Raw genomic sequence first — 26,822 nt, forward strand, 5'->3', positions numbered from 1 at the left:
ATTACGGGACAACCTTTAGGACGGCTCATGCCACGAATGATGCCACGAAATGCCATGCCGATGCGGATCATGGCCTGCTGACCTGGCGCCCTCGGCAGGATTCGAACCTGCGACACCTGCTTCCGGAGAGCAGTGCTCTATCCACTGAGCTACGAGGGCTTGCCTGGGTGAGCTTACAGCACGGGGTAGTGCGCTTCCGAAGGGGTTCTTGTTAGGCTAGCCTTAGCAATATTGCACACATGCGCACTTCGCTATATGTTGCTGGTGAACGGAGGTGCGGCTATGGGGCACGGGCATGGCCACGGTGCGGGGATGAGTGCTTCGGGGCAGTATGTCCGGCCGCTCGCGCTTTCGTTCGGGGTGACGGCGGCGTTCATGGTGCTGGAGCTGGTCACGGGTGCGCTGACGGGTTCGCTCGCCCTGATCTCGGATGCGGCGCACATGCTGACGGACGTGGTCGGCGTGGGTATGGCGTTGGCGGCGATCATGCTGGCGAAGCGGGCGCGCCGCTCGGCGACGAAGACGTTCGGCATGTACCGGGCGGAGGTGCTCGCCGCGCTGCTGAACGCGGTGCTGTTGTTCGGGGTCGCCGCTTATGTGACCTATGAGGCGGTGGGGAAGTTCCGCGCGCCGGAGGGGGTGCCAGGTCTTCCGGTCCTGATCGTGGGCTTCGCCGGTCTGTTGGCGAATGTGTTCTCGTTCCTTCTGTTGCGCCGGGGTGCGCAGGAGAGCCTGAATGTGCGCGGGGCGTATCTGGAGGTGCTCTCGGATCTGCTGGGCTCGATCGGTGTGCTGGTCTCGGGGGCGATCACGCTGTGGACGGGCTGGCCGTATGCGGACCCGATCATCGGTGTCGCGATCGGGCTGTTCGTGCTGCCGCGCGCGTGGAGTCTGGGACGCAATGCCTTGCGCATTCTGTTTCAGCATGCGCCCGCGAAGCTCGATGTGGACGGGGTCGCGGCGAGTCTCGGCGAGGTGGCCGGGGTGGGCGAGGTGCACGATATCCACATCTGGACGCTGACCTCGGGGATGGAGGTGGCCTCGGCGCATCTCGCGGTGACCGCGGATGCGGACCCGGGTGTGGTGCTGGCGGCGGCGCAGCGGTTGCTGAAGGCGGAGTACGACATCGACCACGCGACCCTGCAGGTGGAGACGCCGAATGTGCGCTGCGCGGAACTGAGCTGGTAGTGGGTAGTGCGTGACCTGCGGCACATGCCCTGGCGGGCGTCGCCGCGTTCATGGCCAGCGATAGACTCACGCGGGTGACCCCAGCAGCTCTCGCAACCACCGTCCGGGACGCGGCCCTCGAGGTCCTGCGCGCCCGTGAGCTCGACGAATCCGTGCTTCCCGAGCAGGTCGTTGTGGAGCGTCCGCGCAATCCGGAGCACGGCGATTACGCGACGAATCTCGCGCTGCAGATCGGCAAGCGCCTCGGGGTGGCGCCGCGCGAACTGGCGGGCTGGCTCGCCGATGCGCTCGCGCAGAGCGATTCGATCGATTCGGCGGAGATCGCGGGGCCGGGCTTCGTGAATCTGCGGCTCGCCGCGGACGCGCAGGGCGGCATCGTGGCGAAGGTGCTCGAGGAGGGCGCGGGCTACGGGCAGGGCGAGCAGCTTGCGGGTACCCGGATCAACCTGGAGTTCGTCTCGGCGAACCCGACCGGTCCGGTGCACCTCGGCGGGGCGCGCTGGGCCGCGGCGGGCGACGCGCTCGGCAGGGTGCTCGAGGCGCAGGGTGCGGATGTCACGCGGGAGTACTACTTCAACGACGCGGGCGCGCAGATCGACCGGTTCGTGAACTCGCTGATGGCCGCCGCGAAGGGAGAGCCGACTCCGGAGGACGGCTACGGCGGGGCCTACATCGGTGAGGTGGCGAACGCGGTACTGACGCAGCAGCCGGACGCGCTGGAGCGCGAGGATGCGGCCGAGGTGTTCCGGCAGATCGGCGTCGGGCTGATGTTCGACGAGGTCAAGCGCTCGCTGCACGAATTCGGCACGGACTTCGACGTGTTCTTCCACGAGGACTCGCTGCACCAGTCGGGCGCGGTCGGCGAACTGGTCGAGCGGCTGAAGAACTCGGACAACCTGTACTTCTCCGATGGCGCGTGGTGGTTGCGCAGCAAGGAGTTCGGGGATGACAAGGACAGGGTGGTCATCAAGACCGACGGCGCGCCGGCCTACATAGCCGGGGACATCGCGTACTTCGCGGACAAGCGCGCGCGGGGATTCGACCTCTGCATCTACATGCTCGGCGCCGATCATCACGGCTACATCGCGCGGCTGAAGGCGGCCGCCGCGGCGCTCGGCGATGATCCGGCCACGGTCGAGGTGCTGATCGGGCAGATGGTGAACCTGGTCTCGAACGGTGAGCCGGTGCGGATGAGCAAGCGCGCGGGCACCGTGCTCCGGATGGAGGACCTGGTGGACGTGGTCGGCGTGGACGCGGCCCGCTACTCGATGATCCGCTCCTCGATCGATGCGAGCCTGGACATCGACCTCGACCTGTATGCCAAGCGCACCAACGAAAATCCGGTCTTCTACGTGCAGTACGCGCATGCGCGGCTGTGCTCGATCGCGCGCAACGCCGAAGATCTCGGTATCGCCGCGGCCGGTCGGTCCGAACTCGGACTGCTCACGCACGAGCGCGAGGGCGAGCTGATCCGCACCATCGGAGAGTTCCCCGGCGTCGTCAAGGCAAGCGCGGATCTGCGGGAACCGCACCGCATCGCGCGTTACCTGGAATCGCTCGCCGCCGCGTACCACCGCTTCTACGACTCCTGTCGCGTGCTGCCGATGGGCGATGAGCCCGCGACGGAGCTGACGGGCGCGCGGCTCGCCCTGTGCACGGCGGCGCGGCACGTGCTCGCCAACGGACTGCGCCTGCTCGGCGTGGCCGCACCGGAACGGATGTAAGACCACAATGCGCGCTCACCCAGCAGGCCCGAGGCACGCCGATGTGCTCGCACCTGGCGATACCGCGGGACCGCAACCGTCCACACTGGACACCCTGGACGAACTGCCCGCGCTGGTGTGGCCGCGCGGCAGCTCCCGGGGCGAACGCGGATCGGTCGCGTTCGCCGGTGTGGAAGTCGCCGATCTCGTCGAGGAATACGGCACCCCGCTGTTCGTGGTGGACGAGGAGGATTTCCGCTCCCGCTGCCGCGAATACGCCCAGGCCTTCGGATCCGCCACCTCGGTGCACTATGCGGCGAAGGCGTTCCTCTCGGTCAAGGTGGCGCGCTGGGTGGCCGATGAGGGCCTCTCGCTCGACGTGTGCAGCGGTGGCGAGCTCGCCATCGCGTTGCGCGCGGGTTTCCCGGTCGAGCGGATCGCCTTGCACGGCAACAACAAGACCGAGCAGGAGCTGGCCGAGGCAGTCACCGCCGGGGTCGGCACCATCGTGCTCGACTCGTACCTGGAGATCGCGCGGCTGGATCAGATCGCCCGCGAACACGGGGTCGTGCAGCCGGTCATGGTCCGGGTGACCGTCGGCGTCGAGGCGCACACCCACGAATTCATCGCGACCGCGCACGAGGACCAGAAGTTCGGCTTCTCGCTCTCGGCCGGTGGCGCGGAGGAAGCCGTTCGCCGGGTGCTCAACTGCGCGAATCTCCGGTTGATCGGTCTGCACAGCCATATCGGCTCGCAGATCTTCGACACGGCCGGATTCGAGGTCGCCGCGCACCGGGTGATCGATCTGCTGTCGCGGATCAACGAGGAGCACGGTGCCGACCGCCTCGCCGATCTGTCCACAGTGGACCTCGGTGGCGGACTGGGGATCGCCTACACCGAGGGCGATGACCCGATGCCGGTGGACACGCTCGCCGAGGGGCTGCACCGGATCGTGGCCAAGGAATGCGAACAGGCCGGGCTCGCGGTGCCCACGATCGCGGTCGAACCGGGGCGCGCGATCGCCGGTCCGGGAACGGTGACGCTCTACCGGGTCGGCACGGTGAAGCCGATCGAGCTCGATGCGGGCCTGGTGCGCACCTACGTCTCGGTCGACGGCGGGATGAGTGACAACATCCGCACCGCGCTCTACGACTCGGTGTACGACTGTCGGCTCGTCTCCCGGAGGGCCGAGGCCGATTCCGCGCTGTGCCGCATCGTCGGCAAACACTGCGAGTCCGGTGACGTCGTGGTGCGCGATGCCTGGCTGCCCGCCGATATCGCGCCCGGCGACCTGATCGCGGTGGCCGCGACCGGCGCCTACTGCTACTCGATGGCCAGCAACTACAACCGGGTTCCCCGGCCTGCGGTGGTGGCGGTCCGCGACGGTTCCGTGCAACCCTTGCTGCGCAGGGAAACCACCGAGGATCTACTCAGGCTGGAGGCGTGATGAAGGCGTTGCGGGTCGCGCTACTCGGGTGCGGCACGGTCGGCACCGAGGTCGCCAGGCTGCTCACCGAAGAGGGCGCGGAACTCGCCGCCCGGATCGGTGCGCCGCTCGAACTCGCCGGGATTGCGGTACGCCGCCCGGCGCGGCATCCGGAAGTTCCGCAGGATCTGCTCACCACCGACGCCGAAGGCCTGCTGCGCTCGGACATCGACCTGATCGTCGAGGTGATCGGCGGGATCGAGCCCGCGCGCACGCTGCTGCGGGACGCGCTGAGCCGCGGGATCAGCGTGGTCACGGCGAACAAGAATCTACTCGCCGAATGCGGTCCGGAATTGTACGAAGCGGCCGATGAATCGGGTGCGGACATCTATTTCGAGGCCGCGGTTGCCGGGGCTATTCCGCTGCTGCGCCCGATTCGGGAATCGCTTTCCGGGGACCGGATAAACCGGGTCACCGGAATCGTGAACGGCACGACGAACTTCATTCTCTCCGCGATGGACGAGACCGGGGCCGGATACACCGAAACCCTCGAGGAGGCGGGAAGGCTCGGGTACGCCGAGGCGGATCCCAGTTCCGATGTGGACGGTTTCGACGCGGCGGCGAAAGCGGCCATTCTCGCCTCGCTCGCCTTCCATACCCGGGTGGGCGCGCACGATGTGCACCGCGAAGGAATTTCCGAGGTGAGCAGCGCGGATATCGCGGCCGCCAGGGAACTGGGACGCACCGTGAAACTGCTCGCGATCTGCGAAAGGGTGCGCGGGGAATCCGGCGAGGAATCGGTTTCCGCGCGGGTCTACCCGGCGATGATTCCGCGCAGCCATCAGCTGGCCGGGGTCGGCGGTGCGTTCAACGCGGTCTACGTCGAAGCCGATGCCGCAGGTTCGCTGATGTTCTTCGGTCAGGGTGCGGGCGGGGTGCCCACGGCGAGCGCGGTGCTCGGTGATCTGGTCACCGCGGCGCGCAACCGGATCGCGGGCGGCTTCGGCCCGCGGGAGTCCGCGCACGCCGCGCTGCGCGTGCAGCCGATGGGCGAGACTCCGACGCGGTACCACATCAGCCTGGATGTCGCCGATGTCGCCGGGGTTCTGGAACAGGTGGCCGCGGTGTTCGCCAAGCACGAGGTGTCCATCGCCGTCGTCCGCCAGGAAGGGCGCACCGCGGACGCGAACCTCGTGATCGTCACCCATTCCGCGCCGGATCGCGCTTTGCGGGCGACCGTGGACGCCATCGCCGGCCTCGATGTCGTCCATGCGGTGACCAGCGTCATGCGCGTAGAAGGAGAGTCCACATGAGCCACTGGCGCGGGGTCATCGACGCCTATTCCGAGCGGATCGCCATCCCCGAAGGGGCGCGCGTCATCACGCTGCACGAGGGCGGAACTCCGCTGCTCGAGGCGCCCTATCTCAGTGAGCGGACCGGTGCGCGGGTACTGCTCAAGATCGAGGGAGCCAACCCGACCGGTTCGTTCAAGGACCGCGGACTGACCGTGGCGATCACCGACGCGCTGGCCAGCGGTGCGGAAGCGGTGATCTGCGCGTCCACCGGGAACACCTCGGCCTCGGCCGCCGCCTATGCCGCGCGCGCCGGGATGCGCTGCGCGGTTCTGGTGCCCAGCGGGAAGATCGCACTCGGCAAGCTCGCCCAGGCCGTCGCCTACGGTGCCCGGATTCTCCAGGTCGACGGAAATTTCGACGATTGTCTCGAGCTGGCCAGGAAAACCTCCGCCGAATATCCCATCGCATTGGTGAATTCGGTGAACAAGGTGCGCATCGAGGGCCAGAAAACCGCGGCCTTCGAGATCTGCGATGTGCTCGGGCAGGCCCCGGACATTCACCTGCTCCCGGTCGGGAACGCGGGCAATATCACCGCGTACTGGAAGGGGTACCGGGAGTACGCCGAGGACAGGATCATCGAGCGGACCCCGCGAATGTTCGGTGTGCAGGCCGAGGGCGCGGCCCCGCTGGTGCGCGGTGAACCGGTCGCCGAACCGGACACCGTGGCCACCGCCATCCGGATCGGCAGCCCGGCCTCCTGGCGTGGTGCCACCAACGCGGTCGAGCAGTCGGACGGCCAGTTCAGCGCGGTGGACGATGACCGTATCCTCTCCGCGTACCGCCAGCTCGCCGCGCACGAGGGCGTCTTCGTGGAGCCCGCCTCGGCGGCCAGCGTCGCCGGTCTGCTCGGCTGCGCCGAGGAAGGCCGGATCCCGCGCGGATCGCTGGTGGTCTGCACGGTGACCGGGCACGGGCTCAAGGACCCGCAGACCGCGCTCGCCGAGGTCAGCGAGGACGTGGAGGTGCTGCCGGTGGAGCCGACCGCGATCGCGAAGGCACTGGAACTCTCGTGAAGCAGCGGGTACGCATCCGGGTTCCCGGATCCTCGGCCAATCTCGGTCCGGGATTCGACGCGCTCGGGCTCGCCCTCGGCATCCACGACACGCTGGAGGTCAGCCGCGCCGACCGGCTCGAGGTGACGGTTTCCGGAGAGGCCGCGCAGGAGGTGCCGCGCGATGAAGGGCACCTCGTGCTGCGCGCGATGCGGGCCGCCGAGGATCGGCTCGGTGTCCGCATTGGACCGGTAAAACTGAGCTGTGCCAACGAAATCCCGCACGCGCGCGGTCTCGGTTCCTCCGCGGCGGCGATCGTCGCGGGGATTGCCGCGGTCTACGGACTGCTCGATCGCGAGCTCGATGGCCAGGCGCTGCAACTGGCCGCGGAATTCGAGCGGCACGCGGACAACGTCGCGGCCAGCCTGTTCGGCGGGCTGCAGCTGACCTGGGAACGGGACGGTCAGTACCGAGGCGTCGGATTCGCCACACATCCGAAGGTGTGTCCGATCGCACTCGTGCCGGAGCTCCAGTCCTCGACACACGCCACCCGTGGGCTGCTTCCGGAAACGGTGCCGCACGCCGATGCCGCGTTCGCCGCCGGGCACACCGCCCTCGTGGTGCACGCGCTGACCTCGGACCCGGAACTCCTGCTCGAGGCAACCGCGGACCGGCTGCATCAGGAGTACCGCAAATCGGCCTGGCCCTCGAGCCTCGATCTGCTGCATGACCTGCGGGAACAGGGGATCGCGGCGACCATATCCGGCGCCGGTCCCACGGTGCTCGCCTTCGGTGAACCGCCTGCCGGGCTCGTCCCCGAAGGCTTCCGCGCGGTGCCGCTCGCGGTCGACGAACACGGTGTCCGAGTCGAATCCGAGTGACATGCGAGGACGCGCCGGGGGTGGTTGTTGCGTTGCCGAACGGCTGCGGTTACCCTCGGAGGTGTTCAGTCATCGCGCGCTGGGACGCCGGTGCGAAGTTCTCCGGTCTGTCCGGGGTGGCCCCCACTTCTTTGGTGGGACACACAGTGCGTTGATTGACGGTTTCCCGTTGCTTCCAGTCATGGATTTCATGTCAGCCGTCCCGAACAGGATGGGGCACGACGGGGGTTAGAGGACGCATGGATTGGGGTTGTCGCCGACAAGCGGACATCGCCCGTTCCGCGCGGACTCCTGCTGGGTCGTCCGGCGTTTCATCCGGCGACGAGGTCCGCTGGCACGCGGAGGACGCGTTGGCCGGTCAGGAAGGACATGTGTGACCAATACAGAATTGTTGAGCGGTAGCGAAACCGAATCCACCGCTTCACAAGGCGAAGGGGACAAGGCGCGCGCCGCGACCAAGAGCACGACGGCACGCCGCAAGACCGGTGGCCTTTCCGGAATGGTGCTCGCCGAGCTTCGTGAGCTCGCCGGGGAACTGGGGATCACCGGCACCACGGGAATGCGCAAGGGCGACCTGATCGCCGCGATCAAGGAGCGCCAGGGCGGTGGCTCCCAGGCGAGCGCCGCGACGAGCACCGCCTCGGCGGGCACCGCGAAGCGCACCCGCAAGACGACCGGCTCGGACGGCGCGCAGCTCCCGTTCGGTGAGGAACCGGCGCAGGCCGAGAAGCCGCGCGAGTCCGAAGCGGGCAAGAACGGTTCCACCGGCGATGCCGCGCCGAAGGCCGAGAAACCGGAATCGCCGAAGGCCGAATCGCCGAAGTCTGAATCGAAAGCTGAATCGCTGAAGACCGATTCGCCGAAGACCGATTCGAAGGCCGAACCGCAGTCGGCGAACGGAAAACCGGTCGAATCGGCCACGCGTCAGGACGGCGGTGAGCGTTCCGAGGGCGGCGGCCGTCGCAGGCGGCGCTCCGGCCGGGGCGGTGGCGGTGGCGAGGCCACCGGCAACGAAGGCGGCAACCGCGAGAACAACAATCGCGAGAACGGCAACCGCGACAACAACAACCGCGACGGTAACCGGGACAACAACCGGGACAACGGCGGTAATCGCGACAATCGCGACAACAACAAGAACAACAACAACTCCGCGAAGGTCGAGGACGACGAGGACGGCGGCGGTCGCCGCGGTCGCCGGTACCGCGACCGCAGGCGGGGCCGTAACCGCGGCGAGGGCGGCGGCAACCCGGACACCGAGATCCGCGAGGACGACGTGCTGCTCCCGGTCGCCGGGATCCTCGACGTGCTGGACAACTACGCGTTCGTGCGGACCTCCGGCTACCTGCCGGGCCCCAACGACGTGTACGTCTCGCTCTCGCTGGTCCGCCGCTTCGGCATGCGCCGGGGCGACGCGATCACCGGTGTGATCAAGCAGCCGCGTGAGGGCGAGCAGCAGCGCCAGAAGTTCAACCCGCTGGTGCGCGTGGACACGGTCAACGGCGTCGAGCCCGACCAGGCCAAGCGCCGCCCGGAGTTCGGCAAGCTCACCCCGCTGTACCCGAACGAGCGGATCCGGCTCGAGACCGAGCAGAACAAGCTCACCACCCGGGTGATCGACCTGATCATGCCGGTCGGGAAGGGGCAGCGTGCGCTGATCCAGGCGCCGCCGAAGGCAGGAAAGACCACGATCCTGCAGGACATCGCGAACGCGATCGCCACCAACAACCCGGAGTGCTATCTGATGGTCGTGCTCGTCGACGAGCGGCCGGAAGAAGTCACCGATATGCAGCGATCCATCAAGGGCGAGGTCATCGCGTCCACGTTCGACCGTCCGCCGTCCGACCACACCTCGGTCGCGGAACTGTCCATCGAGCGCGCGAAGCGGCTCGTCGAGATGGGCAACGACGTGGTCGTCATGCTCGACTCGATCACCCGGCTCGGGCGTGCGTACAACAACTCCTCCCCGGCGAGCGGGCGCATCCTCTCCGGTGGTGTCGACTCGACCGCGCTGTACCCGCCGAAGCGGTTCCTCGGCGCCGCGCGCAACATCGAGGACGGCGGCTCGCTGACCATCTTCGCGACCGCGATGGTGGAAACCGGGTCCACCGGTGACACGGTGATCTTCGAGGAGTTCAAGGGCACCGGTAACGCCGAGCTCAAGCTGGACCGCAAGATCGCCGAGCGGCGGCTGTTCCCCGCGGTGGACGTCATCCCGTCCGGTACCCGCAAGGACGAACTGCTGCTGTCCCCGGACGAGTACGCGGTGAACCAGAAGCTGCGCCGGGTCCTCGGTGCGCTCGACTCGCAGCAGGCCATCGACACCCTGCTGCACCAGCTGCGCAAGACGCGCAACAACGTCGAGTTCCTGCTCCAGATCTCCAAGACGACACCTGGAATGGACAACGACTGAGGCGGACAGCCAGAAAAGGGCCGGCCGGGAACATTCCCGGCCGGCCCTTTTCGTTGGTTTCAGTACAGCCGGTTCCCGCAGGAAGCCATCCCGAGCCAGGTGTGCGGGTTGCCCGCCCAGCACCAGCCCAGCTTCGGTGCCTTCTGGCTGATCCACAGCGCGGGCACCCGGCGGTCGCCGCAGCGTGAACCGCCGAGCGAGAAGCACTTGTTGCGCTCCAGCAGCTCCGGGTGCGTGGTCAACAGTGCGATTCCCTCGGCGATCGTCAGCGGGGTCCGGCCCCGTTCGGCGACGGTGAGCATGGCCTTGTCCGGCACCCAGCCACAGAACTCCTCGCCCCGCTCTACCGTGCTGACCAGGTAAAACGATGGGAGCTCGCCCACTTCCTCGATCGGGGCGAACTTCTCCACATCGGGCAGCAGCCGGTCCACGAACCCCGGCCGCGAGCCGAGCGCGGTCCTCGGCATCGATTCGCGCGGGGGAACCGGGGTCACCAAGGCGAACCGCGCGCCCGGCCGCTCCGGTTCGGTCACGATCCGCTCCGCGAGCGCGCGCAGGGGTTCGGTGCGCGCCCGGAATTCCGGTTCCGAGTACCCGAGCAGGCTCGGGTACTCCCGTTGTACGAGGACATCCACCTGGCGGTCGAACTCGGTCATGCCACCTCGCTTCTGGTCGTACATTGTACGGAATTCATCGTACAGCGTACGGGCAAGGTTTGCCAGGAAGTTCGTGCGGTAGGTGAACGGCCCGGTCCCGCTGTCTCGCGGGGCCGGGCCGTCACTGCCAGGGGCTTGACTCGTGGTGAGCGATCAGTGGCTCGGCTTGGCTCCCGGGGTCCAGCCGAGGTAGTTGCTGAAGTAGCCGTAGCCACCGCCTGCCTTGGTGACATGGCCGATCTTGCCGCCGACACTGGTCGCCCAGAAGCCGCCCTTGCCGTCCGAGACGCCGACGTGGCCGTACTGCGAGATCTTCCAGTAGACGAAGGCGCCGAGCGGCGGGTTCTTGTCGCCGGAGTGCTTGGGGCTCGCGCCGTTCCAGTGCGCGATCGCCGAGGCCCACACGCCGGTGGTGCCGTAGGCGTTCTCCGCGGCCTTCTCGCAGTAGTGCTCCCATCCGGTGCTCCCAGCGTGGCTGGAGTACCAGGCGACGGCGCCCGCGGGGGACCCGTCGGCTGCGGATCTGACGCTGACCTGCTGCTGCGCCGGGGCGGTATCCGCGAACGAGACCGGGGCACCCACGCCGAGGGCGATGGCGGAGCCGGCGAGAACAGTGAGGACCTTCTTGGTGAATGTACGCATGGCGCTGACGGTATGACCCCGGGTGACGGCGCGATAGGGCCGACTGTCGGGAATGCCTGTTCATGCAGGTGCGTTGAAATACCTGCCAACCGGTCTGGCAAACTATAGGGCTGGACCATCAGGTTCCGGTTCACCCCGCCATCGGGGACCCGGCGACCGTCGATCGAAAGGCGATGCAGTGAAGAGCGGAATTCACCCGGAGTACGTCGAGACCTCGGTTACCTGCAGCTGCGGGAACCAGTTCAACACGAAGAGCACCAAGCAGACGGGGCAGATCAGCGTCGAGGTCTGCTCGAAGTGCCACCCGTTCTACACGGGCAAGCAGAAGATCCTCGACACCGGTGGTCGCGTCGCCCGTTTCGAGGCGCGCTACGGCAAGCGCAACCGCTAGCTGTTCGACCGGCGCCCGTTCCCGACCTGGAAGACCAGGCTCGGGGCGGGCGCCGTTTTCGTGCACGCCAGCTCGAGGATCAGGAGAAGACCGTGGATATCGCCAGCCTTGCCGCGCTCGCCGATGAGCACGCCGAGCTCGAGCGCAAGCTCGCCGATCCCGAGGTGCACTCCGATCCGAGCCTGGCGCGCAAGCTGTCCCGCCGGTACGCCGAGCTCGGCCCGGTGGTCAAGACGCTCAACGAACTGCGTGCGGTGCGCGAGGACCTGGAGACCGCCGAGGAACTCGCCAGTGAGGATGCCGCGTTCGCCGAGGAGGCCGAGGGCCTGCGCGAGCGGGTCCCCGCGCTCGAGGCGAAGCTGACCCACCTGCTGCTGCCGCGCGATCCGCACGATGCCTCCGATGTGCTCATGGAGATCAAGTCCGGTGAGGGCGGCGAGGAATCCGCGCTGTTCGCGGGGGATCTGCTGCGGATGTACACCCGCTACGCGGAGCATCGCGGCTGGCGCGTCACCGTGCTCGGCGGGACCGATTCGGACCTCGGCGGCTACAAGGATGTGACGGTGAGCTTCGCGGGCCGGGGCACCGATCCGGACGACGGGGTCTGGTCCTGGCTGAAGTTCGAGGGCGGGGTGCACCGGGTGCAGCGGGTCCCGGTGACCGAATCGCAGGGCCGGATCCACACCTCCGCGGCCGGGGTACTGGTGTTCCCCGAGGTCGAGGACGATGTCGAGGTCGAGGTGGACGAGAAGGACCTGCGCATCGACGTGTACCGGTCCTCGGGCAAGGGCGGCCAGGGCGTGAACACCACCGACTCGGCGGTGCGCATCACCCACCTGCCGACCGGGATCGTGGTCTCCTGCCAGAACGAGCGCTCGCAGTTGCAGAACAAGGCGCGGGCGATGCAGGTGCTCACCGCGCGGTTGCAGGCGGCAGCCGAGGAGAAGGCCGCGGAACAGGCCTCGGACGCGCGCCGTTCGCAGATCCGCACCGTGGACCGGTCCGAGCGGGTGCGCACCTACAACTACCCGGAGAACCGCATCTCCGATCACCGGGTGAACTTCAAGGCCTACAACCTGGATCACGTGCTCGACGGCGAGCTCAACGCCGTGCTCAGCGCGCTGCGCGAGGCCGACTCGGCCGAGCGGCTCGAGGCGGCGTCCCATGGATGAGCCGATCTTGTGTCTACAGTGATGTCGTGACCCGACAACCCCTGCGGCTTGCCATCCTCGAGGCCGCGCGCATCCTGGCGGACGCCGGTGTGCCGAGCCCGCGCGTGGACGCCGAGGAACTGGCCGCGCATGTGCTCGGGGTGCGCAGGGACCGGCTCGCGCTCACCCCGCTCGCCGACACCGGCGATATCGAGCGGTTGCGCAAACTCGTCGAACAGCGAGCCAAACGTATTCCGCTGCAACACATCCTCGGTACCGCGGCGATGGGCTCGATCGAGGTGGCGGTGGGCAACGGTGTTTTCGTCCCGCGCCCGGAGACCGAGCAGCTGCTCGACTGGGCGCTGCGCAGGATCGCCGAGGTTCCCCAGCCACTGGTGTTCGACCTGTGCACCGGTTCGGGCGCGCTCGCGCTGGCCATCGCGCACGAGCGTCCGGACGCGCGGGTGTGCGCACTCGAACTGGACAAGGTGGCGCTGGCCTGGGCTCGGCACAATGCGGATGCCTGCGCCGCCGCGGGAGACCGCAGGGTGGAACTGTACGCGGGCGATGTGTCCAATCCGCGGTTGTTCACCGAGTTCGAGGGGATGGCGGACCTCGTGGTGTGCAATCCGCCCTACATTCCCGAGGGTGCCGAGCTCGAACCCGAGGTGCGCCACGATCCCACGCAGGCCCTGTTCGCCGGGGCCGACGGGCTCGAGGTGATCCGCTCGGTGGTGCGGGTGGCCGCGCGGCTGCTGCGCGAGGGCGGGGCGCTGGCCATCGAACACGACGACAGCAACGGGGACGGTGTCGCCGGGCTGCTCTCCGCGCGCCGGGTACTCACCGAAGTCACTGGGCACACCGATCTCGCCGGCAAACCCCGGTTCGTGACGGCGATCCGGACCACGAGCACGTAACCTGGCCGGGTGGCACAACCCAGTCTGCTTGCGGTCAGCGATCTGCACATCGGGCACAAGGAGAACCGGCAGCTCTGCGAACAGATTCTCCCGCGCGATCGGAACGACTGGCTCATCGTCGCCGGGGATGTCGGCGAACGGATCTCCGACATCGAATGGGCACTCGGCCTGCTCGCCGATCGGTTCGCCGAGGTGATCTGGGTCCCCGGTAACCATGAGCTGTGGACGCATCCGAGCGAGGAGAGCGAGCTGCGCGGACTCGCCCGGTACGAACGGCTCGTCGAGCTCTGCCGCGGGCTCGGCGTGCACACGCCCGAGGACCCCTTCCTGGTGTTCGAAGGGTGCACCGTCGCGCCGCTGTTCACCCTCTACGACTACAGCTTCCGTCCCCAGGGCGCGCGGGACAGCGAAGAGGGGCTGGCGATCGCACACAAGGCGGGAGTGGTGTGCACCGACGAATATCTGCTGCACCCCGACCCCTATCCGAGCCGCGCGGGGTGGTGCGCCGACCGGATCGAGTACTCCGAAAAACGCCTTGCCGAGATCGACGGCCCCACTGTGCTGGTGAACCACTGGCCGCTGGTGCGCGAACCCACGGATGTGTTGTGGTACCCCGAATTCGCGCAGTGGTGCGGAACAACCGAGAGCCGCGACTGGGCGCGCCGGTTCGATGCCCGCGCGGTGGTTTACGGGCACCTGCACATTCCGCGCACCATCACCGTGGACGGAGTGCCGCACGTCGAGGCCTCGCTCGGGTATCCACGCGAGTGGCGCCGCCACGGGATGCGCCCCGAGCTGTACGTGGACGTGTTCGATCCGGTCCGCCCCAACCTGGAAACGGTGGGCGCCCGGGTTTCCGGTTAGCCACCTCCGCGTGAATGGTCCATTCACGCGGCCGCCTATCTTGATGGTGTCATTAATGGCACCATAATGGTGATGTGTCCAGTGTTGCTTCGAACGTGCGGTTCGCCGACGTGTGGAAGGTGGGCGTGCATTACTTCGGCATGCCGAGGCCGGGTGATCCGCGGGTGAACGTGCAGAACTTCCGCGGCATGGCGAAGCCTTACCAGGTGAAGCAGGTGTTGCGGGCGATCGAGCGATCGGAGGCGCAGGAGTGAGTGAGGTACGGATCGACATCACCCACTACACCTACCGGGTGAGCTGGTCGCCCGAGGACGGCGAGTTCGTCGGAACCTGTGTCGAGCTGCCCTCGCTTTCCTGGCTCGCCGATACGCAGCAGGCGGCGTTGTCCGGAGTCGAGCAGGCGGTGGCCGAGGCGATCGAGGACATGCTCGCCGGCGGTGAGGAGGTGCCGACTCCGCTCGCCGAACGGCGTTATTCGGGCCGGTTCAACGTGCGGGTCCCGGAAAGCCTGCATCGGAGGCTGGCCATGGAGGCGGCCGAGCAGGACATCAGCTTGAACCGGTTGATCAGCGACCGGCTCTCCAAGGCCTGAGTTCTAGGCGGGCATCCAGGACCCGTCGAGCGCGATACCGGCTTCCGCGGCGATCCGATCCCGGGACGCCAGAAGTCGCTCGGACAGCGCGGCCAGGTCGAGGCCGAGCAGTCGTCCGCCCCGTTTGACGGCCTTGCCTGCGATGAAGACGCTGTCCACGAGGCCGGGATGACCGGCGGCGAGGATGGCACCCGCCGGGTTGTTGACCGGGAAGATCGCGGGATCTTCGGCGTCGAGCAGCAGCAGGTCGGCGTCCTTGCCGACGGTGATGCTGCCGGTGCGGGCTTCGCGTCCGCACGCGCGGGCGCCGTCCACGGTGGCGAAGGCGAGGAAGTCCCGCGCGCTGAGCCCGCCGTCGACGCCGCGCTGGATGGCGAAGGCCGTGCGCATCGTGGCGAACATGTCGCCGCCCGCGGAAGCGCAGTCGTCGATGGACAGCGAGGGGCGGATCCCGGCGTCGAGCATGCGCCCGCACTCGGGCCAGCCGAAGCCCATTTTCGCCTCGACATCCGGGCTGATGGAGACCGAACAGCCCGCATCGGCCAGCATCGCCACTTCCTCGTCGGGGATTCCGTTGGCGTGCACGAAAGTGGTGCGCTCGTCGAGCAGCCCGCGCTCGTGCATCCCGGCGACGGGGCAGCGGCCATCGGGCCAGCTGAGGGTGGCGTGCACGTGCACGCTCACCCGCAGCCCGAGTTCCCGCGCCAGCGCGATATCGGCGGCCGTGGTGTCCATTGTGGTCAGTTGTGGCCCGCGCAGGCCGAGCATCATCTCCGCGCCGGGCAATTCCGCGCGCACGCGCCGGATCTCGGGACCGATGTCCGACTCGCCGCCGAGTCCCGCGCCATAACAGAAGATCGAGTGCCCTGGTGCTTCGCGCAGCGCCTGGATCGCGGCATCGGCGTTCTCGGCGGTGTCCGAGCAGTGGAACCAGTCGAGCAAGGTCGTGACGCCCGAGTTGACCGCCTCGATCCGGCCGAGCAGATTGCCCAGGTACACATCCTCGGGCCGGTAAAGCGGGCGCAGCGTGCCGTGCATGCCCGCGCGGTACTGCTCGAAGGTCCAGTCCGCGCCGATGCCCCGGAACGCGGTCTGCCAGGTGTGCCGGTGGGTGTCCACGAAACCGGGCAGCACGATCTTGCCCGCGGCGTCCACGATCTCGGCGTCCGCGGCCTCGATGGCGCCGGAAACCGCCGTGATCCGGCCGTCCTCGATGAGCACGTCACCGCGCGGGAGATCCCCGACGGCCGGATCCATGCTGATGACCGCGCCACCGCGCAGCAGTGTTCTCATCGCGAACCCGCCTTCCCTGGAGTTGACGTATCAACTCTAGGGTCCGCAAAGTTGATGCGTCAACTCGTTACGATCCCGTCATGGCGCAGACCGGCACACTGGGGCCCGAGGAGTGGGAGCTCTGGCAGCTCTGGACGCACGCGTACCACCTGCTCGTCCGGGAGCTCGACCGCGGCCTGCAGCGGGACTGCGGCATTTCGAAGGCCGAGTTCAGTGTGCTGATGGCGCTGTCAAAGGCACCGGGGCGCGAGCTGAACGTCGCCGAGCTCGTCGCCGAGCTCGACTGGGAGAAGAGCCGCGTCTCGCATCAGCTCACCCGGATGGAGAACCGGGGTTTCGTCCAGCGCATCCAGCACGGGGCAACCGGGCGCCGCATCCGGGTCGGGCTGACCAGCACGGGGCAGCGCACCACGCAGAACGCGGTCCGTGCGCACGGCGCCAACATCCGCCGCTGTTTTTTCGACTCGCTCACCCCCGAACAGGCCGCGACGCTGCGGGCGTGGAGCGAACAGGTCGTCGAGGGCATCGAACCGCGCCAGTAGTGGGTACCCGCACGGCCTGGAGCGCGCGGTGCGAGAATTCGGCGCATGAGCGTGGTTTATGACTGCTCCGTCCAAGAGACCAGGGAAGCGGGCATCGCGAGCGCGGCGAGCGTGCTCCGGTCCGGGCGGCTGGTCGTCTTCCCGACCGACACCGTCTACGGCATCGGCGCGGACGCGTTCAATCCGGATGCGGTGCGTTCCCTGCTCTCGGTGAAGGGACGCGGCGGGAACATGCCCGCCTCGGTGCTCGTCGGTTCCTGGACGACCATCGACGGGCTGGTGCTCTCGGTCCCGGACATCGCGCGCTCGCTGATCGAGGCGTTCTGGCCCGGCGCGCTCTCCCTGATCCTGACCGCGGCGCCCTCGCTGGCCTGGGACCTCGGCGACACCCGCGGCACGGTGATGCTGCGCATGCCGCTGCACCCGGTCGCGATCGAGCTGCTGCGCGAGGTCGGCCCGATCGCCCAGTCGAGCGCCAACCGCACCGGTGTCGCACCGGCCGCCGACGTGGAGAACGCCCGCGATCAGCTCGGTGACGCCATCGGTGCCTACCTGGACGGTGGGCCGAGCGGGGAAGCGGTTCCCTCCACCATCATCGACCTCACCGGCGAGGATCCGCTGGTGCTGCGCGAAGGCGCGGTGAGCCTTGCCGAACTCGGCGAGGTGCTCGGTCACGGGGTCTCGGTGGCGCGGTAGCCTCAGGCCGTGAACGCAGGCGGCTTCGGGCTCGGTGTACCCGTCAAGGAGTTCACCCTCGTCGCGCTCACCACCGCGGTCGTCACGCTGCTGCTGACCGGACTCGTCCGGTTGCTCGCGTTCAAGATCGGCGCGGTCGCGGTTCCCCGGGCGCGCGATGTGCACGCCAAGCCGATGCCGCGGATGGGCGGCGTCGCGATGTACGGCGGCGTGTGCGCGGGAATGTTGCTCGCCCACCAGCTTCCGGTACTGCGCCGGGCCTTCGACTACGCACTCGATCCGGAGGCGGTACTGGTCGGCGGCGGGCTGATCGTGCTCGTCGGGATGCTCGACGACCGCTTCGAACTCGATTCGCTCACCAAGGCGGCCGGGCAGATCGCCGCTGCCGGGGTGCTCGTGCTTTTCGGTGTGCAGTGGCTGATGTTCTGGGTTCCCTGGGGCGGGACCGGGCACGGTTCGGTGCTGGTGCTGGACCAGAACATGGGCGGGGTGCTGGTCATCCTGCTGACCTTCGCGCTGGTCAACGCGCTGAACTTCGTGGACGGGCTGGATGGCCTCGCCGCCGGGATCGGGCTGATCGCCGCGGTGGCCACGGGGATGTTCGCCCTGGTGCTGCTCGCCAAGAACGGCGGCGATGTGAGCAGCTACCCGCCCGCGCTGATCGCGGCCACCCTCGCCGGGGCCTGCCTCGGTTTCCTCCCGCACAATTTCCAGCCCGCCAAGATCTTCATGGGTGACTCGGGGTCGATGCTGATCGGCCTGATGCTCGCGGCCGCGGCCACCTCGGCCTCGGGAAGGGTGAATTACCAGAGTTTCGGCGCCGGGGACGCGGTCGGCCTGCTCTCCCCGGTGATCGTGGTCGTCGCGGTGCTGCTCATCCCGCTGCTCGACCTGATCATGGCCGTGATCCGACGGGTGCGGAACGGCACGAGCTGGGCAAAACCCGACAAAATGCACCTGCATCACCGGCTGCTGGAGATCGGCCATTCGCAGCGGCGTGCGGTGCTGTTGATCTATTTGTGGGCGGGCGTGCTCGCGTTCGGCGCGGTCGCGCTCACCGTTTTCGACGTGTTCCTGGTGGCCGGGCTGATGGTGCTGTGCCTGCTCATCGCGCTGCTGGTGTCCGCGATTCCCCGGCTGCGGGCCAGCCGTGGCCGACACTCCGCGTAGACCCGGGTCACTGTGATGGAACCGAAACCGACATACCGGTAACGCTCATCACCATTTTTGCAGGTAGGCAGCTCTAGATAGGGCCACCCGTCGGTGTGATAGCGTCACGGTCATACCCGCCTCGACGCGGGTCACGCCGGCCGTGGCAGCCGTCGATCTCTCTCTTTGATTGCGCTGTCCTCATGACCGACAAAGGAGCCGCACATGAGTGATACCCACTCAGAACCGACCAGGTAGTCCGGCTCCATGGCGTCCTCAGGACCAGGGCTTCGTGAACTGCTCGGGATGGGCAGCACGATAGCCGTGATGGTTGCCGGAGGACTGGGTCTGGGAATGTTTCTGGACGGCCGTGTAGTAACTTCCCCTTTGTTCACGCTTGTCGGTCTCGGTGTCGGCGTACTCGCCGCATCCGTGTACCTGTACTCCATCGCCAAGAAGTACTGGAAAGAGTGAGGTCGAAGCTTTGTCCGCGATTGGCTCCGCAGCACAGAACGTGCCTGCCGCGAAGCTGATCAGCCTGCGCCTGCCGCTGATCATCTGCTCCGTGCTCGCCGCGGGCGGCATCGTCGCGGGCGCACTGCTCGACCACCTCGTGATGGGGATCCTGTTCGCCGTCGGCATGGGGATGGGGCTATATAACGCCCGGCTGATGCAGAAGCAGGTGCTGCGGGTGATTTCCGGGGAGAACCCGACCAAGCGTGCGATCGTCGGCTCCTCCACTCAGCGCCTGATCGTGCTGACGGTCATCGCGCTCGCCCTCGGCTTCTTCATGAAGCCTGACGGGCTCGGCGTGTTCGTCGGTCTTGCCGTGTTCCAGTTGGTCTTTATGGGCAACACGATGTTGCCGGTGATGAAGGAGTACCGCCGCCAGTGATTGATCGCGTCCATCAAGCCATGACTTCGACCCTTGCCGCGGATAGTCAGATCCAGGTCGGCGAGTACGGGCAGACCGAGGTTCTCGGCATCACGCTTAACATGACCACCATCCTCGGCACGCTCGTCGCAGCCGTCATTCTCCTCGCGGTCGGCTTCTTCGTGCGCGCGAAACTCGTGGCGAGCGCGAATTCCGGTGCCAAGGTGCCCGGTGGAACGCAGCTGTTCCTCGAGACGATCGTGAAACACTTCCGCGACCAGATCCAGTCCTTCGTCGGGATCAAGGTCGCACCGTTTCTGGTGCCGGTCTGCCTGGCATTGTTCCTGTTCATTCTCTCGGCCAACTGGCTGACCTTCCTCCCGCTGCACCACTACCTGCCGCCGCCGAGCGCGGACGTGAACTTCGTCTACGCGCTCGCGCTGCTGATGTTCATCTGGTGGCACGCGGCCGGTACCCGCAGGCACAAGGGTGTCGGCAAGCACGCGCTGCACGTGCTCAAGGGGCACTACGCTCCGTTCGCCCCGATGTGGGTCATCGAAGAGGTCGTGCACCTGCTCTCGCTGCCGCTGCGGCTTTTCGGGAACATGCTCGCCGGCGGAATCCTGATCATGCTGCTCGGCCTGCTCCCGGCGTACTTCAACTGGATTCCGATCGCCGGATGGAAGCTGTTCGACATGGCGATCGGACTGCTCCAGGCGTATCTGTTCGTCTTGCTGACGATTTCGTACTTCAGTCAGGCAATGGAGGTTCACGACGAGGAACACTGACCTCTGTTCGCCTGGAAGATCAGAATTCTGATCCAGGATCAGTTACCGAGAAATTCTCCAAACTCCAGTTAGTTCAGTTCGAAGGAGCATCATGGCAGCAGATCAGACAGCCGACGCAATCCGCGCCGCCGGTGCCTACATCGGCGCCGGACTCGCCCTCGGCGGTGGCGCCGCGGGTGCGGCCGTCGCCGACGGTGTCGCCGGTGGTCAGCTCGTCGCGGGCGTGGCGCGTCAGCCTGAGGCGCAGGGCCGCATGTTCAGCCAGTTCATCATTTCGGCCGGTCTCGCGGAGGGGAACTACTTCATCGCGCTGGCACTCGCCGCCGTCATGATGTTCACCATGGCCGGCTGAGACAGATACCTCGCGGAGCAATATGCAGACCGAAACGCTCGCCGCCGGGAACAACATTCTGTTGCCCAATGCGACGTTTTTCGTCGAGCTGGTCATCTTCCTGATCGTTCTGTTGATCGTGTGGAAGGTGATCCTCCCGCCGATCACCAAGGCGCTCAAGCAGCGCGAGGACATGGTCAGCGAGACGGCGGAGAACAACAAGAAGGCAGCAGAGGCGCTCAAGGCGGCCGAGGCCAAGTACACCGAGGCGCTCGCCGAAGCGCGTGCGGAATCCGGGCACATCCGGGAGGAAGCACGCGAGGAGGGCCGCAAGGTGCTCGAGGAGATGCGCGATCGCGCCAACGCCGAGGTCGCGCAGATCAATCAGCGCGGCGTCGAGCAGCTCGAGGCCGCGCGTGCCGAGGTGGTCGCCGAGCTGCGCACCGAGGCGAGTGGTCTCTCCAGCCAGCTGGCGAGCCGGATCCTCGGCGAGCAGCCCGGTGCCGAGCGCAGTGAAGGAGCTCGCTGATGGACGCTGGGCAAATCGGCGAGATCATCGCCTTCGTCGTGATGATCATCGTGATCTGGTGGAAGGTGGTTCCGCCGGTCAAGAAGATGATGACCAAGCAGAAGGAAACCATCGCGCACCAGGCCAGCGAGAGCGAAAAGGCCAAGGAGGCGCTCGCCGAGGCCGAGCGCAAGCACGCGGACGCGGTGAACGAGGCCCGGGTCGAGGCGGCGAAGATCCGGGACAACGCCCGGGCCGACGCCCAGCGCATCACCGAGGAGATGCAGGCACAGGCCGAGTCCGAGGTCGCGCGGATCAAGCAGCGCGGCGAGGAGCAGCTGGCCATGCTGCGCCAGCAGACGCTGCGCCAGCTCCGCGGTGAACTCGGTCTCGACTCGCACCAGGGCGCGGAGCAGCTGGTGCGCGCGCACCTCGCGGACCCGGCGAAACAGCAGGCGAGCGTGGACCGCTTTATCGAGGAGCTCGAAGGCATGGCCAGCAAGCCGGAGCGAGCCAGTGTCGGGGGTGAGGCGTGATGGAAGGTGCCGCGACAAGGGAATCGCTGGCCAGGGTCGGCGACCGGTTCGAGGAGATCGTGGCCGGTTGCGACCAGCCGACGCTCGACCTCCTCGGCTCCGAGCTCTCCGCGGTGGCCGGGTTGCTCGACAACGAGGCGATGCTGCGCAAACACCTGTCCGAGGCGAGCTCGACCGACGAGGCCAAACAGGGTCTCGTCGATCAGCTGTTCTCGAGCAAGGTGAGCGAGCCGACCCTGGAGCTGCTGCGGGCAGCGGTCGGCGAGCGCTGGTCGCGGGTGCGCGATCTGGTGGATGCCATCGAGCGGTTCGCCAGGCTCGCCGTGCTGCACTCGGCCGAGCGCGCCGGTGTCGCCGCCGAAGTCGAGGACGAACTGTTCCGTTTCGGCCGGGTGCTCGCCGGTGAGGGCAGGCTGACCACGCTGCTCTCCGATGAGCAGGCGGACACCGACGCACGGGTGCGGCTGCTCGACGGCCTCATCGGACAGAAGGTCCGCCCGCAGACCGAAGCGCTGCTCGCGCAGGCCGTGCGGGTGCCGCGCGGGCGGATGCTGGACCTGACCGTCGAAGGGCTCGCGGAACTCGCGGCGGCGCGGCGCCAGGAGATCGTCGCGCACGTCATCACCGCCGCCCCGCTCACCGAAGCCCAGCGCGGACGGCTCTCCCAGGTGCTCGCCAGCATCTACGGCCGCGCCGTCTCGCTGCAGGTCGAGGTGGACGAGCACGTCCTCGGCGGCCTTGTGGTCCGCGTCGGGGACGAAGTGATCGACGGAAGCATCGCAAGCAAGCTGGCCCGCGCCAAGCAAGACCTACCACACTGAAAGACAGGAACCCTACTATGGCCGAGCTGACGATCTCCTCGAACGAGATCAAGAGCGCGATCGAGAACTACGTTTCGACTTTCCACACCGCGACCTCGCGCGAAGAGGTCGGCGTCGTCACCAGCACCGGCGACGGCATCGCGAACGTCGAGGGCATCCCTTCGGCGATGACCAACGAACTGCTCGAGTTCGAAGGCGGCGTGCTCGGCCTGGCGCTCAACCTCGAGGAGCGCGGCATCGGCGCGGTCATCCTCGGTGACTACGAGCACATCGAAGAAGGCCAGCAGGTCAAGCGCACCGGCAGGGTGCTTTCGGTTCCGGTCGGGGACAACTTCCTCGGCCGCGTGGTCGACCCGCTGGGCAACCCGGTGGACGGCCTCGGCGACATCCAGTCGGAGACCACTCGCGCGCTCGAGCTCCAGGCCCCCTCGGTCATCCAGCGCCAGCCGGTCAAGGAGCCGCTGCAGACCGGGATCAAGGCGATCGACTCGCAGACCCCGATCGGCCGCGGCCAGCGTCAGCTGATCATCGGTGACCGCAAGACCGGTAAGACCGCGGTCGCGGTGGACACCATCCTCAACCAGAAGCAGTACTGGGCGACCGGTGACCCGGACCAGCAGGTGCGCTGCATCTACGTGGCGATCGGGCAGAAGGGTTCCACGATCGCGAAGGTGCGCCAGACCCTCGAAGAGGCGGGCGCGCTGGAGTACACCACGATCGTCTCCGCGCCCGCATCGGACTCGGCCGGGTTCAAGTACATCGCCCCGTACACCGGTTCGGCGCTCGGCCAGCACTGGATGTACAACGGCAAGCACGTGCTGATCGTGTTCGACGACCTGTCCAAGCAGGCCGAGGCCTACCGCGCGGTCTCGCTGCTGCTGCGTCGCCCGCCGGGCCGTGAGGCGTACCCGGGTGACATCTTCTACCTGCACTCGCGCCTGCTCGAGCGCTGCGCCAAGCTCTCCGACGAGCTCGGCGGCGGTTCGATGACCGGTCTGCCGATCATCGAGACCAAGGCGAACGACATCTCGGCGTACGTGCCCACGAACGTCATCTCGATCACCGACGGACAGTGCTTCCTGGAAACGGAACTGTTCAACCAGGGTGTCCGCCCGGCCATCAACACCGGTGTCTCGGTCTCCCGTGTCGGTGGTTCCGCGCAGACCAGGGCGATGCGCACGGTCGGTGGTTCGCTGCGTCTGGAACTGTCCCAGTACCGCGAACTGCAGGCGTTCTCCGCGTTCGCCTCCGACCTGGACGCCGCATCCAAGGCGCAGCTCGAGCGCGGTTCCCGGCTTGTCGAACTGCTCAAGCAGCCGGAGGCCTCGCCGCTGTCCATGGAAGAGCAGGTCGTGGCGATCTTCCTGGGCACCTACGGGCACCTGGACTCCGTTCCGGCCCCGGATGTGCAGCGCTTCGAGTCGGAGTTCCTCTCCCACCTGCGCGGCACCGAGTCCGGACTGCTCAACGAGATCCGCGAGTCCAAGAAGTTCTCGGACGAGACGGACGAGCGGCTCACCGAGCTGGTCAACGAGTTCAAGAAGGGCTTCGCCGCTTCGGATGGCAGCTCGGTGGTGAACGAGGCCGAGGCCGAGGCGCTGGATGCCGAGGAAGTCGGCCAGGAGTCGGTGAAGGTCAACAAGCCAGCTCCGAAAACGCAGTAGAAGAACTGAGGACACGGGATGCCAGCACAGTTACGCGTCCTGCGGCGAAGGATCCGCAGTGCGGGTTCGATCAAGAAGATCACCAAGGCGCAGGAACTGATCGCCACCTCGCGTATCGCGCGGGCCCAGGCGAACGTGCGCGCGGCGCGGCCGTACGCGGAGGAGATCACCAGGGTCCTCTCCGCGCTCGCCACCGCCTCGGCGCTGAAGCACCCGCTGCTCGTCGAGCGGGAGACTCCGCGGCGGGCGGGGATTCTCGTCGTCACCGCGGACCGCGGGCTCTGCGGCGGGTACAACGCCAACGTCCTCCGGCAGACCGAGGAGCTCATCTCCCTGCTCCGGGAGCAGGGCAAGGAGCCGGTGCTCTACGCGATCGGCCGGCGCGGGGTCAGCTACTTCAACTTCCGTGGCCGTGAACTCGCGGGCCAGTGGACCGGGTTCTCCGAGCAGCCGCGCTACGAGAACGCCTCCGAGGTCGCCGAGACCCTGGTCTCCGCGTTCACCGCGGGAGCGGACGACACGGCGGAAGGACCCGGCGCGGACGGTGTGCTCGGGGTCGACGAGCTGCACATCGTCTACACCGAGTTCAAGTCCATGGTCAGCCAGGTCGCGACCGCGCACCGGATGGCTCCGCTCGAGGTCGAGTACTCCGAGGAGGAGGAACCGGTCGAGAACATCAGCTACGAGTTCGAGCCGGACCCCGAGGAGCTGTTCGACGTACTGCTGCCGAAGTACATCGGCACCCGGATTTTCGCCGCTCTGCTCGAGTCGGCGGCATCCGAGTCGGCCTCCCGTCAGCGCGCCATGAAGGCGGCGACGGACAATGCCGACGAGCTGATCCGTAGCCTGAACTTGCAGGCGAACGGAGCACGACAGGCCCAGATCACCCAGGAGATCAGCGAGATCGTCGGCGGCGTTGACGCGCTCGCCGCTGCAGGAGATGAGTGATAATGAGCGCAACCGCTACGACTACCCCAGAGACGCAGGTGCACGGCCGCGTCGTCCGGGTCACCGGCCCGGTCGTCGACGTGGAGTTCCCGCGTGGCTCCGTCCCTGAGCTGTACAACGCCCTGAACGTGGACATCACGTTCCAGGAGATGGCCAAGACGCTGACCCTCGAGGTCGCGCAGCACCTCGGCGACAACGTCGTGCGCACCATCTCCATGCAGCCCACCGACGGGCTGGTGCGCGGCGTCGACGTGCGGAACACCGGCAAGTCGATCTCGGTCCCGGTCGGGGACGGGGTCAAGGGCCACGTGTTCAACGCGCTCGGCCAGTGCCTCGACTCGCCCGGCTACGGCTCGGACTTCGAGCAGTGGTCGATCCACCGCAAGCCGCCGGCGTTCGACCAGCTCGAGGGCCGCACCGAGATGCTGGAGACCGGCCTCAAGGTCGTCGACCTGCTCACCCCCTACGTGCGTGGTGGCAAGATCGCGCTGTTCGGTGGTGCCGGTGTGGGCAAGACGGTGCTCATCCAGGAGATGATCAACCGTGTCGCCCGCAACTTCGCCGGTACCTCGGTGTTCGCCGGTGTCGGTGAGCGCACCCGTGAGGGCAACGACCTCTGGCTCGAGCTCGAGGACGCGGGCGTGCTCAAGGACACCGCGCTGGTGTTCGGTCAGATGGATGAGCCGCCGGGCACCCGTATGCGCGTGGCGCTGTCCGGGCTGACCATGGCGGAGTACTTCCGTGATGTGAAGCAGCAGGACGTGCTGCTGTTCATCGACAACATCTTCCGGTTCACCCAGGCGGGCCAGGAGGTCTCCACGCTGCTCGGCCGGATGCCGTCCGCGGTGGGGTACCAGCCGACGCTCGCCGACGAAATGGGTGAGCTGCAGGAACGGATCACCTCGACCCGTGGCCGCTCGATCACCTCCATGCAGGCGGTCTACGTGCCCGCGGACGACTACACCGACCCGGCCCCGGCGACCACCTTCGCGCACCTGGACGCCACCACGGAGCTTTCCCGTGCGGTGTTCTCCAAGGGCATCTTCCCCGCGGTGGACCCGCTGGCCTCCTCCTCCACGATCCTGGAGCCCTCGATCGTCGGCGAGGAGCACTACCGGGTCGCCCAGGAGGTCATCCGGATCCTGCAGAAGTACCAGGACCTGCAGGACATCATCGCCATCCTCGGTATCGACGAGCTCGGCGAAGAGGACAAGCAGACGGTGTACCGGGCACGGCGCATCGAGCGGTTCCTCTCGCAGAACATGATGGCCGCGGAGCAGTTCACCGGCCAGCCCGGTTCCTCGGTTCCGCTCAAGGAGACCGTCGAGGCGTTCGACAAGCTCACCAAGGGCGAGTTCGACCACCTTCCGGAGCAGGCGTTCTTCCTCATCGGTGGTCTCGAGGACCTCGAGAAGAAGGCCAAGGAGCTCGGCGTCAAGTTCTGATTCCCTCGGTGGCCGGGCGGTGAATCCTCCGTCCGGCCACCTCAGGGGGTCGCGCACCC

General features: G+C 67.4%; 29 protein-coding genes and 1 tRNA gene. 26 read left to right on the forward strand and 4 right to left on the reverse strand.

Annotated elements, in window-relative coordinates; translation table 11 throughout:
* Positions 1-83: 83 nt before the first annotated feature.
* Positions 84-159 (reverse strand) — tRNA-Arg (locus AD72_RS01835).
* Positions 160-282: 123 nt separating this feature from the next.
* Between AD72_RS01835 and AD72_RS01840 the strand changes: the two genes are divergently transcribed.
* The 7 genes from AD72_RS01840 (at position 283) to rho (ending at position 9,955) form a co-directional block, all read left to right on the forward strand.
* Positions 283-1,188 carry a cation diffusion facilitator family transporter gene (locus tag AD72_RS01840; RefSeq protein WP_031464578.1) on the forward strand — a complete coding sequence of 302 codons (906 nt, stop codon included), beginning with the start codon at positions 283-285 and terminating at the stop codon, positions 1,186-1,188.
* 74 nt (positions 1,189-1,262) lie between these two features.
* A complete protein-coding gene (gene argS, locus AD72_RS01845) occupies positions 1,263-2,912 on the forward strand; it encodes an arginine--tRNA ligase (protein WP_031464579.1) in 1,650 nt (549 codons plus the stop codon).
* Between the two features lie 7 nt (positions 2,913-2,919).
* Positions 2,920-4,338: a diaminopimelate decarboxylase gene (gene lysA / locus AD72_RS01850; protein WP_031464580.1), complete on the forward strand. Its 1,419-nt coding sequence runs from the start codon at positions 2,920-2,922 to the stop codon at positions 4,336-4,338.
* Positions 4,338-5,630: a homoserine dehydrogenase gene (locus AD72_RS01855; RefSeq protein ID WP_031464581.1), complete on the forward strand. Its 1,293-nt coding sequence runs from the start codon at positions 4,338-4,340 to the stop codon at positions 5,628-5,630. The genes lysA and AD72_RS01855 overlap by 1 nt, the downstream gene beginning before the upstream one ends.
* Positions 5,627-6,685, forward strand: a complete 1,059-nt coding sequence (thrC, locus tag AD72_RS01860) for a threonine synthase (RefSeq protein ID WP_031464582.1) — start codon at positions 5,627-5,629, stop codon at positions 6,683-6,685. Before AD72_RS01855 ends, thrC begins: the two co-directional genes overlap by 4 nt.
* Complete coding sequence (thrB, locus tag AD72_RS01865; RefSeq protein WP_031464583.1) at positions 6,682-7,545, forward strand: homoserine kinase; 864 nt, start codon at positions 6,682-6,684, stop codon at positions 7,543-7,545. Before thrC ends, thrB begins: the two co-directional genes overlap by 4 nt.
* Before the next feature lie 373 nt (positions 7,546-7,918).
* Complete coding sequence (gene rho, locus AD72_RS01870; protein ID WP_031464584.1) at positions 7,919-9,955, forward strand: transcription termination factor Rho; 2,037 nt, start codon at positions 7,919-7,921, stop codon at positions 9,953-9,955.
* Between the two features lie 59 nt (positions 9,956-10,014).
* Here rho and AD72_RS01875 read toward each other — a convergent pair whose 3' ends face one another.
* Positions 10,015-10,611 (reverse strand): DUF5701 family protein, encoded by a 597-nt coding sequence (locus AD72_RS01875; RefSeq protein ID WP_031464585.1) that lies wholly within the window; start codon positions 10,609-10,611, stop codon positions 10,015-10,017.
* A gap of 153 nt (positions 10,612-10,764) precedes the next feature.
* On the reverse strand, positions 10,765-11,253 hold the full coding sequence (locus AD72_RS01880; protein ID WP_031464586.1) for a hypothetical protein: 489 nt from the start codon (positions 11,251-11,253) through the stop codon (positions 10,765-10,767).
* Positions 11,254-11,431: 178 nt separating this feature from the next.
* Here AD72_RS01880 and rpmE point away from each other — a divergent pair, with 178 nt between their 5' ends.
* The 6 genes from rpmE to AD72_RS01910 all read left to right on the forward strand — a co-directional run bounded on the left by rpmE (position 11,432) and on the right by AD72_RS01910 (position 15,168).
* A complete protein-coding gene (gene rpmE / locus AD72_RS01885; RefSeq protein ID WP_031464587.1) occupies positions 11,432-11,644 on the forward strand; it encodes a 50S ribosomal protein L31 in 213 nt (70 codons plus the stop codon).
* Positions 11,645-11,736: 92 nt separating this feature from the next.
* Positions 11,737-12,816: a peptide chain release factor 1 gene (prfA, locus tag AD72_RS01890; protein ID WP_031464588.1), complete on the forward strand. Its 1,080-nt coding sequence runs from the start codon at positions 11,737-11,739 to the stop codon at positions 12,814-12,816.
* Between the two features lie 26 nt (positions 12,817-12,842).
* On the forward strand, positions 12,843-13,712 hold the full coding sequence (gene prmC / locus AD72_RS01895) for a peptide chain release factor N(5)-glutamine methyltransferase (RefSeq protein ID WP_031464589.1): 870 nt from the start codon (positions 12,843-12,845) through the stop codon (positions 13,710-13,712).
* Between the two features lie 9 nt (positions 13,713-13,721).
* Entirely contained in the window at positions 13,722-14,576 is an 855-nt protein-coding gene (locus tag AD72_RS01900) for a metallophosphoesterase family protein (RefSeq protein ID WP_031464590.1), read from the forward strand.
* 74 nt (positions 14,577-14,650) lie between these two features.
* Positions 14,651-14,830 (forward strand): hypothetical protein, encoded by a 180-nt coding sequence (locus AD72_RS01905; protein ID WP_031464591.1) that lies wholly within the window; start codon positions 14,651-14,653, stop codon positions 14,828-14,830.
* Positions 14,827-15,168: a type II toxin-antitoxin system HicB family antitoxin gene (locus AD72_RS01910; protein WP_037344602.1), complete on the forward strand. Its 342-nt coding sequence runs from the start codon at positions 14,827-14,829 to the stop codon at positions 15,166-15,168. The genes AD72_RS01905 and AD72_RS01910 overlap by 4 nt, the downstream gene beginning before the upstream one ends.
* Before the next feature lie 3 nt (positions 15,169-15,171).
* On the opposite strand, the gene AD72_RS01915 is transcribed toward AD72_RS01910, so the two are convergent.
* Positions 15,172-16,461 (reverse strand): amidohydrolase family protein, encoded by a 1,290-nt coding sequence (locus AD72_RS01915; RefSeq protein ID WP_031464593.1) that lies wholly within the window; start codon positions 16,459-16,461, stop codon positions 15,172-15,174.
* A gap of 80 nt (positions 16,462-16,541) precedes the next feature.
* Here AD72_RS01915 and AD72_RS01920 point away from each other — a divergent pair, with 80 nt between their 5' ends.
* The 13 genes from AD72_RS01920 to atpD all read left to right on the forward strand — a co-directional run bounded on the left by AD72_RS01920 (position 16,542) and on the right by atpD (position 26,763).
* The gene (locus AD72_RS01920) at positions 16,542-17,003 is read left to right on the forward strand and encodes a MarR family winged helix-turn-helix transcriptional regulator (RefSeq protein ID WP_031464594.1); all 462 of its coding nucleotides are present in this window, start codon (positions 16,542-16,544) and stop codon (positions 17,001-17,003) included.
* A 45-nt stretch (positions 17,004-17,048) separates the two neighbouring features.
* Complete coding sequence (locus AD72_RS01925) at positions 17,049-17,699, forward strand: L-threonylcarbamoyladenylate synthase (RefSeq protein WP_031464595.1); 651 nt, start codon at positions 17,049-17,051, stop codon at positions 17,697-17,699.
* A 9-nt stretch (positions 17,700-17,708) separates the two neighbouring features.
* The gene (locus AD72_RS01930; RefSeq protein WP_031464596.1) at positions 17,709-18,869 is read left to right on the forward strand and encodes a glycosyltransferase family 4 protein; all 1,161 of its coding nucleotides are present in this window, start codon (positions 17,709-17,711) and stop codon (positions 18,867-18,869) included.
* Positions 18,870-19,154: 285 nt separating this feature from the next.
* Positions 19,155-19,322 (forward strand): AtpZ/AtpI family protein, encoded by a 168-nt coding sequence (locus AD72_RS35360; protein WP_197284858.1) that lies wholly within the window; start codon positions 19,155-19,157, stop codon positions 19,320-19,322.
* A 10-nt stretch (positions 19,323-19,332) separates the two neighbouring features.
* Complete coding sequence (locus AD72_RS01935; RefSeq protein ID WP_156365009.1) at positions 19,333-19,743, forward strand: hypothetical protein; 411 nt, start codon at positions 19,333-19,335, stop codon at positions 19,741-19,743.
* Positions 19,744-19,763: 20 nt separating this feature from the next.
* Entirely contained in the window at positions 19,764-20,510 is a 747-nt protein-coding gene (locus tag AD72_RS01940; RefSeq protein WP_031464598.1) for a FoF1 ATP synthase subunit A, read from the forward strand.
* A gap of 91 nt (positions 20,511-20,601) precedes the next feature.
* On the forward strand, positions 20,602-20,862 hold the full coding sequence (locus tag AD72_RS01945) for an ATP synthase subunit c family protein (protein WP_020502268.1): 261 nt from the start codon (positions 20,602-20,604) through the stop codon (positions 20,860-20,862).
* A 22-nt stretch (positions 20,863-20,884) separates the two neighbouring features.
* Positions 20,885-21,370, forward strand: a complete 486-nt coding sequence (locus AD72_RS01950) for a F0F1 ATP synthase subunit B (RefSeq protein ID WP_031464599.1) — start codon at positions 20,885-20,887, stop codon at positions 21,368-21,370.
* Entirely contained in the window at positions 21,370-21,885 is a 516-nt protein-coding gene (locus tag AD72_RS35365; protein ID WP_031464600.1) for a F0F1 ATP synthase subunit B family protein, read from the forward strand. Before AD72_RS01950 ends, AD72_RS35365 begins: the two co-directional genes overlap by 1 nt.
* Positions 21,885-22,706 (forward strand): F0F1 ATP synthase subunit delta, encoded by an 822-nt coding sequence (locus tag AD72_RS35370; protein ID WP_031464601.1) that lies wholly within the window; start codon positions 21,885-21,887, stop codon positions 22,704-22,706. Before AD72_RS35365 ends, AD72_RS35370 begins: the two co-directional genes overlap by 1 nt.
* A gap of 17 nt (positions 22,707-22,723) precedes the next feature.
* On the forward strand, positions 22,724-24,370 hold the full coding sequence (atpA, locus tag AD72_RS01965) for a F0F1 ATP synthase subunit alpha (protein WP_031464602.1): 1,647 nt from the start codon (positions 22,724-22,726) through the stop codon (positions 24,368-24,370).
* Positions 24,371-24,388: 18 nt separating this feature from the next.
* Complete coding sequence (locus AD72_RS01970) at positions 24,389-25,318, forward strand: F0F1 ATP synthase subunit gamma (RefSeq protein ID WP_031464603.1); 930 nt, start codon at positions 24,389-24,391, stop codon at positions 25,316-25,318.
* 2 nt (positions 25,319-25,320) lie between these two features.
* The gene (atpD, locus tag AD72_RS01975; protein WP_031464604.1) at positions 25,321-26,763 is read left to right on the forward strand and encodes a F0F1 ATP synthase subunit beta; all 1,443 of its coding nucleotides are present in this window, start codon (positions 25,321-25,323) and stop codon (positions 26,761-26,763) included.
* Positions 26,764-26,822 lie beyond the last annotated feature (59 nt).

The sequence above is a fragment of the Sciscionella sediminilitoris genome, assembly GCF_000737195.2.
Lineage (GTDB): Bacteria > Actinomycetota > Actinomycetes > Mycobacteriales > Pseudonocardiaceae > Sciscionella > Sciscionella sediminilitoris.

Excerpts from the sequence above, each read along its gene's own strand:
- AD72_RS01840 (WP_031464578.1), top strand. The coding sequence starts at position 283 with ATGGGGCACGGGCATGGCCACGGTGCGGGGATGAGTGCTTCGGGGCAG.
- lysA (WP_031464580.1), top strand. The coding sequence starts at position 2,920 with ATGCGCGCTCACCCAGCAGGCCCGAGGCACGCCGATGTGCTCGCACCT.
- AD72_RS01855 (WP_031464581.1), top strand. The coding sequence starts at position 4,338 with ATGAAGGCGTTGCGGGTCGCGCTACTCGGGTGCGGCACGGTCGGCACC.
- thrC (WP_031464582.1), top strand. The coding sequence starts at position 5,627 with ATGAGCCACTGGCGCGGGGTCATCGACGCCTATTCCGAGCGGATCGCC.
- AD72_RS01875 (WP_031464585.1), bottom strand. The coding sequence starts at position 10,611 with ATGACCGAGTTCGACCGCCAGGTGGATGTCCTCGTACAACGGGAGTAC.
- AD72_RS01880 (WP_031464586.1), bottom strand. The coding sequence starts at position 11,253 with ATGCGTACATTCACCAAGAAGGTCCTCACTGTTCTCGCCGGCTCCGCC.
- AD72_RS01915 (WP_031464593.1), bottom strand. The coding sequence starts at position 16,461 with ATGAGAACACTGCTGCGCGGTGGCGCGGTCATCAGCATGGATCCGGCC.
- AD72_RS01920 (WP_031464594.1), top strand. The coding sequence starts at position 16,542 with ATGGCGCAGACCGGCACACTGGGGCCCGAGGAGTGGGAGCTCTGGCAG.
- AD72_RS01925 (WP_031464595.1), top strand. The coding sequence starts at position 17,049 with ATGAGCGTGGTTTATGACTGCTCCGTCCAAGAGACCAGGGAAGCGGGC.
- AD72_RS35360 (WP_197284858.1), top strand. The coding sequence starts at position 19,155 with ATGGGCAGCACGATAGCCGTGATGGTTGCCGGAGGACTGGGTCTGGGA.
- AD72_RS01940 (WP_031464598.1), top strand. The coding sequence starts at position 19,764 with ATGACTTCGACCCTTGCCGCGGATAGTCAGATCCAGGTCGGCGAGTAC.
- AD72_RS01945 (WP_020502268.1), top strand. The coding sequence starts at position 20,602 with ATGGCAGCAGATCAGACAGCCGACGCAATCCGCGCCGCCGGTGCCTAC.
- AD72_RS01950 (WP_031464599.1), top strand. The coding sequence starts at position 20,885 with ATGCAGACCGAAACGCTCGCCGCCGGGAACAACATTCTGTTGCCCAAT.
- AD72_RS35365 (WP_031464600.1), top strand. The coding sequence starts at position 21,370 with ATGGACGCTGGGCAAATCGGCGAGATCATCGCCTTCGTCGTGATGATC.
- AD72_RS35370 (WP_031464601.1), top strand. The coding sequence starts at position 21,885 with ATGGAAGGTGCCGCGACAAGGGAATCGCTGGCCAGGGTCGGCGACCGG.
- atpA (WP_031464602.1), top strand. The coding sequence starts at position 22,724 with ATGGCCGAGCTGACGATCTCCTCGAACGAGATCAAGAGCGCGATCGAG.
- AD72_RS01970 (WP_031464603.1), top strand. The coding sequence starts at position 24,389 with ATGCCAGCACAGTTACGCGTCCTGCGGCGAAGGATCCGCAGTGCGGGT.
- atpD (WP_031464604.1), top strand. The coding sequence starts at position 25,321 with ATGAGCGCAACCGCTACGACTACCCCAGAGACGCAGGTGCACGGCCGC.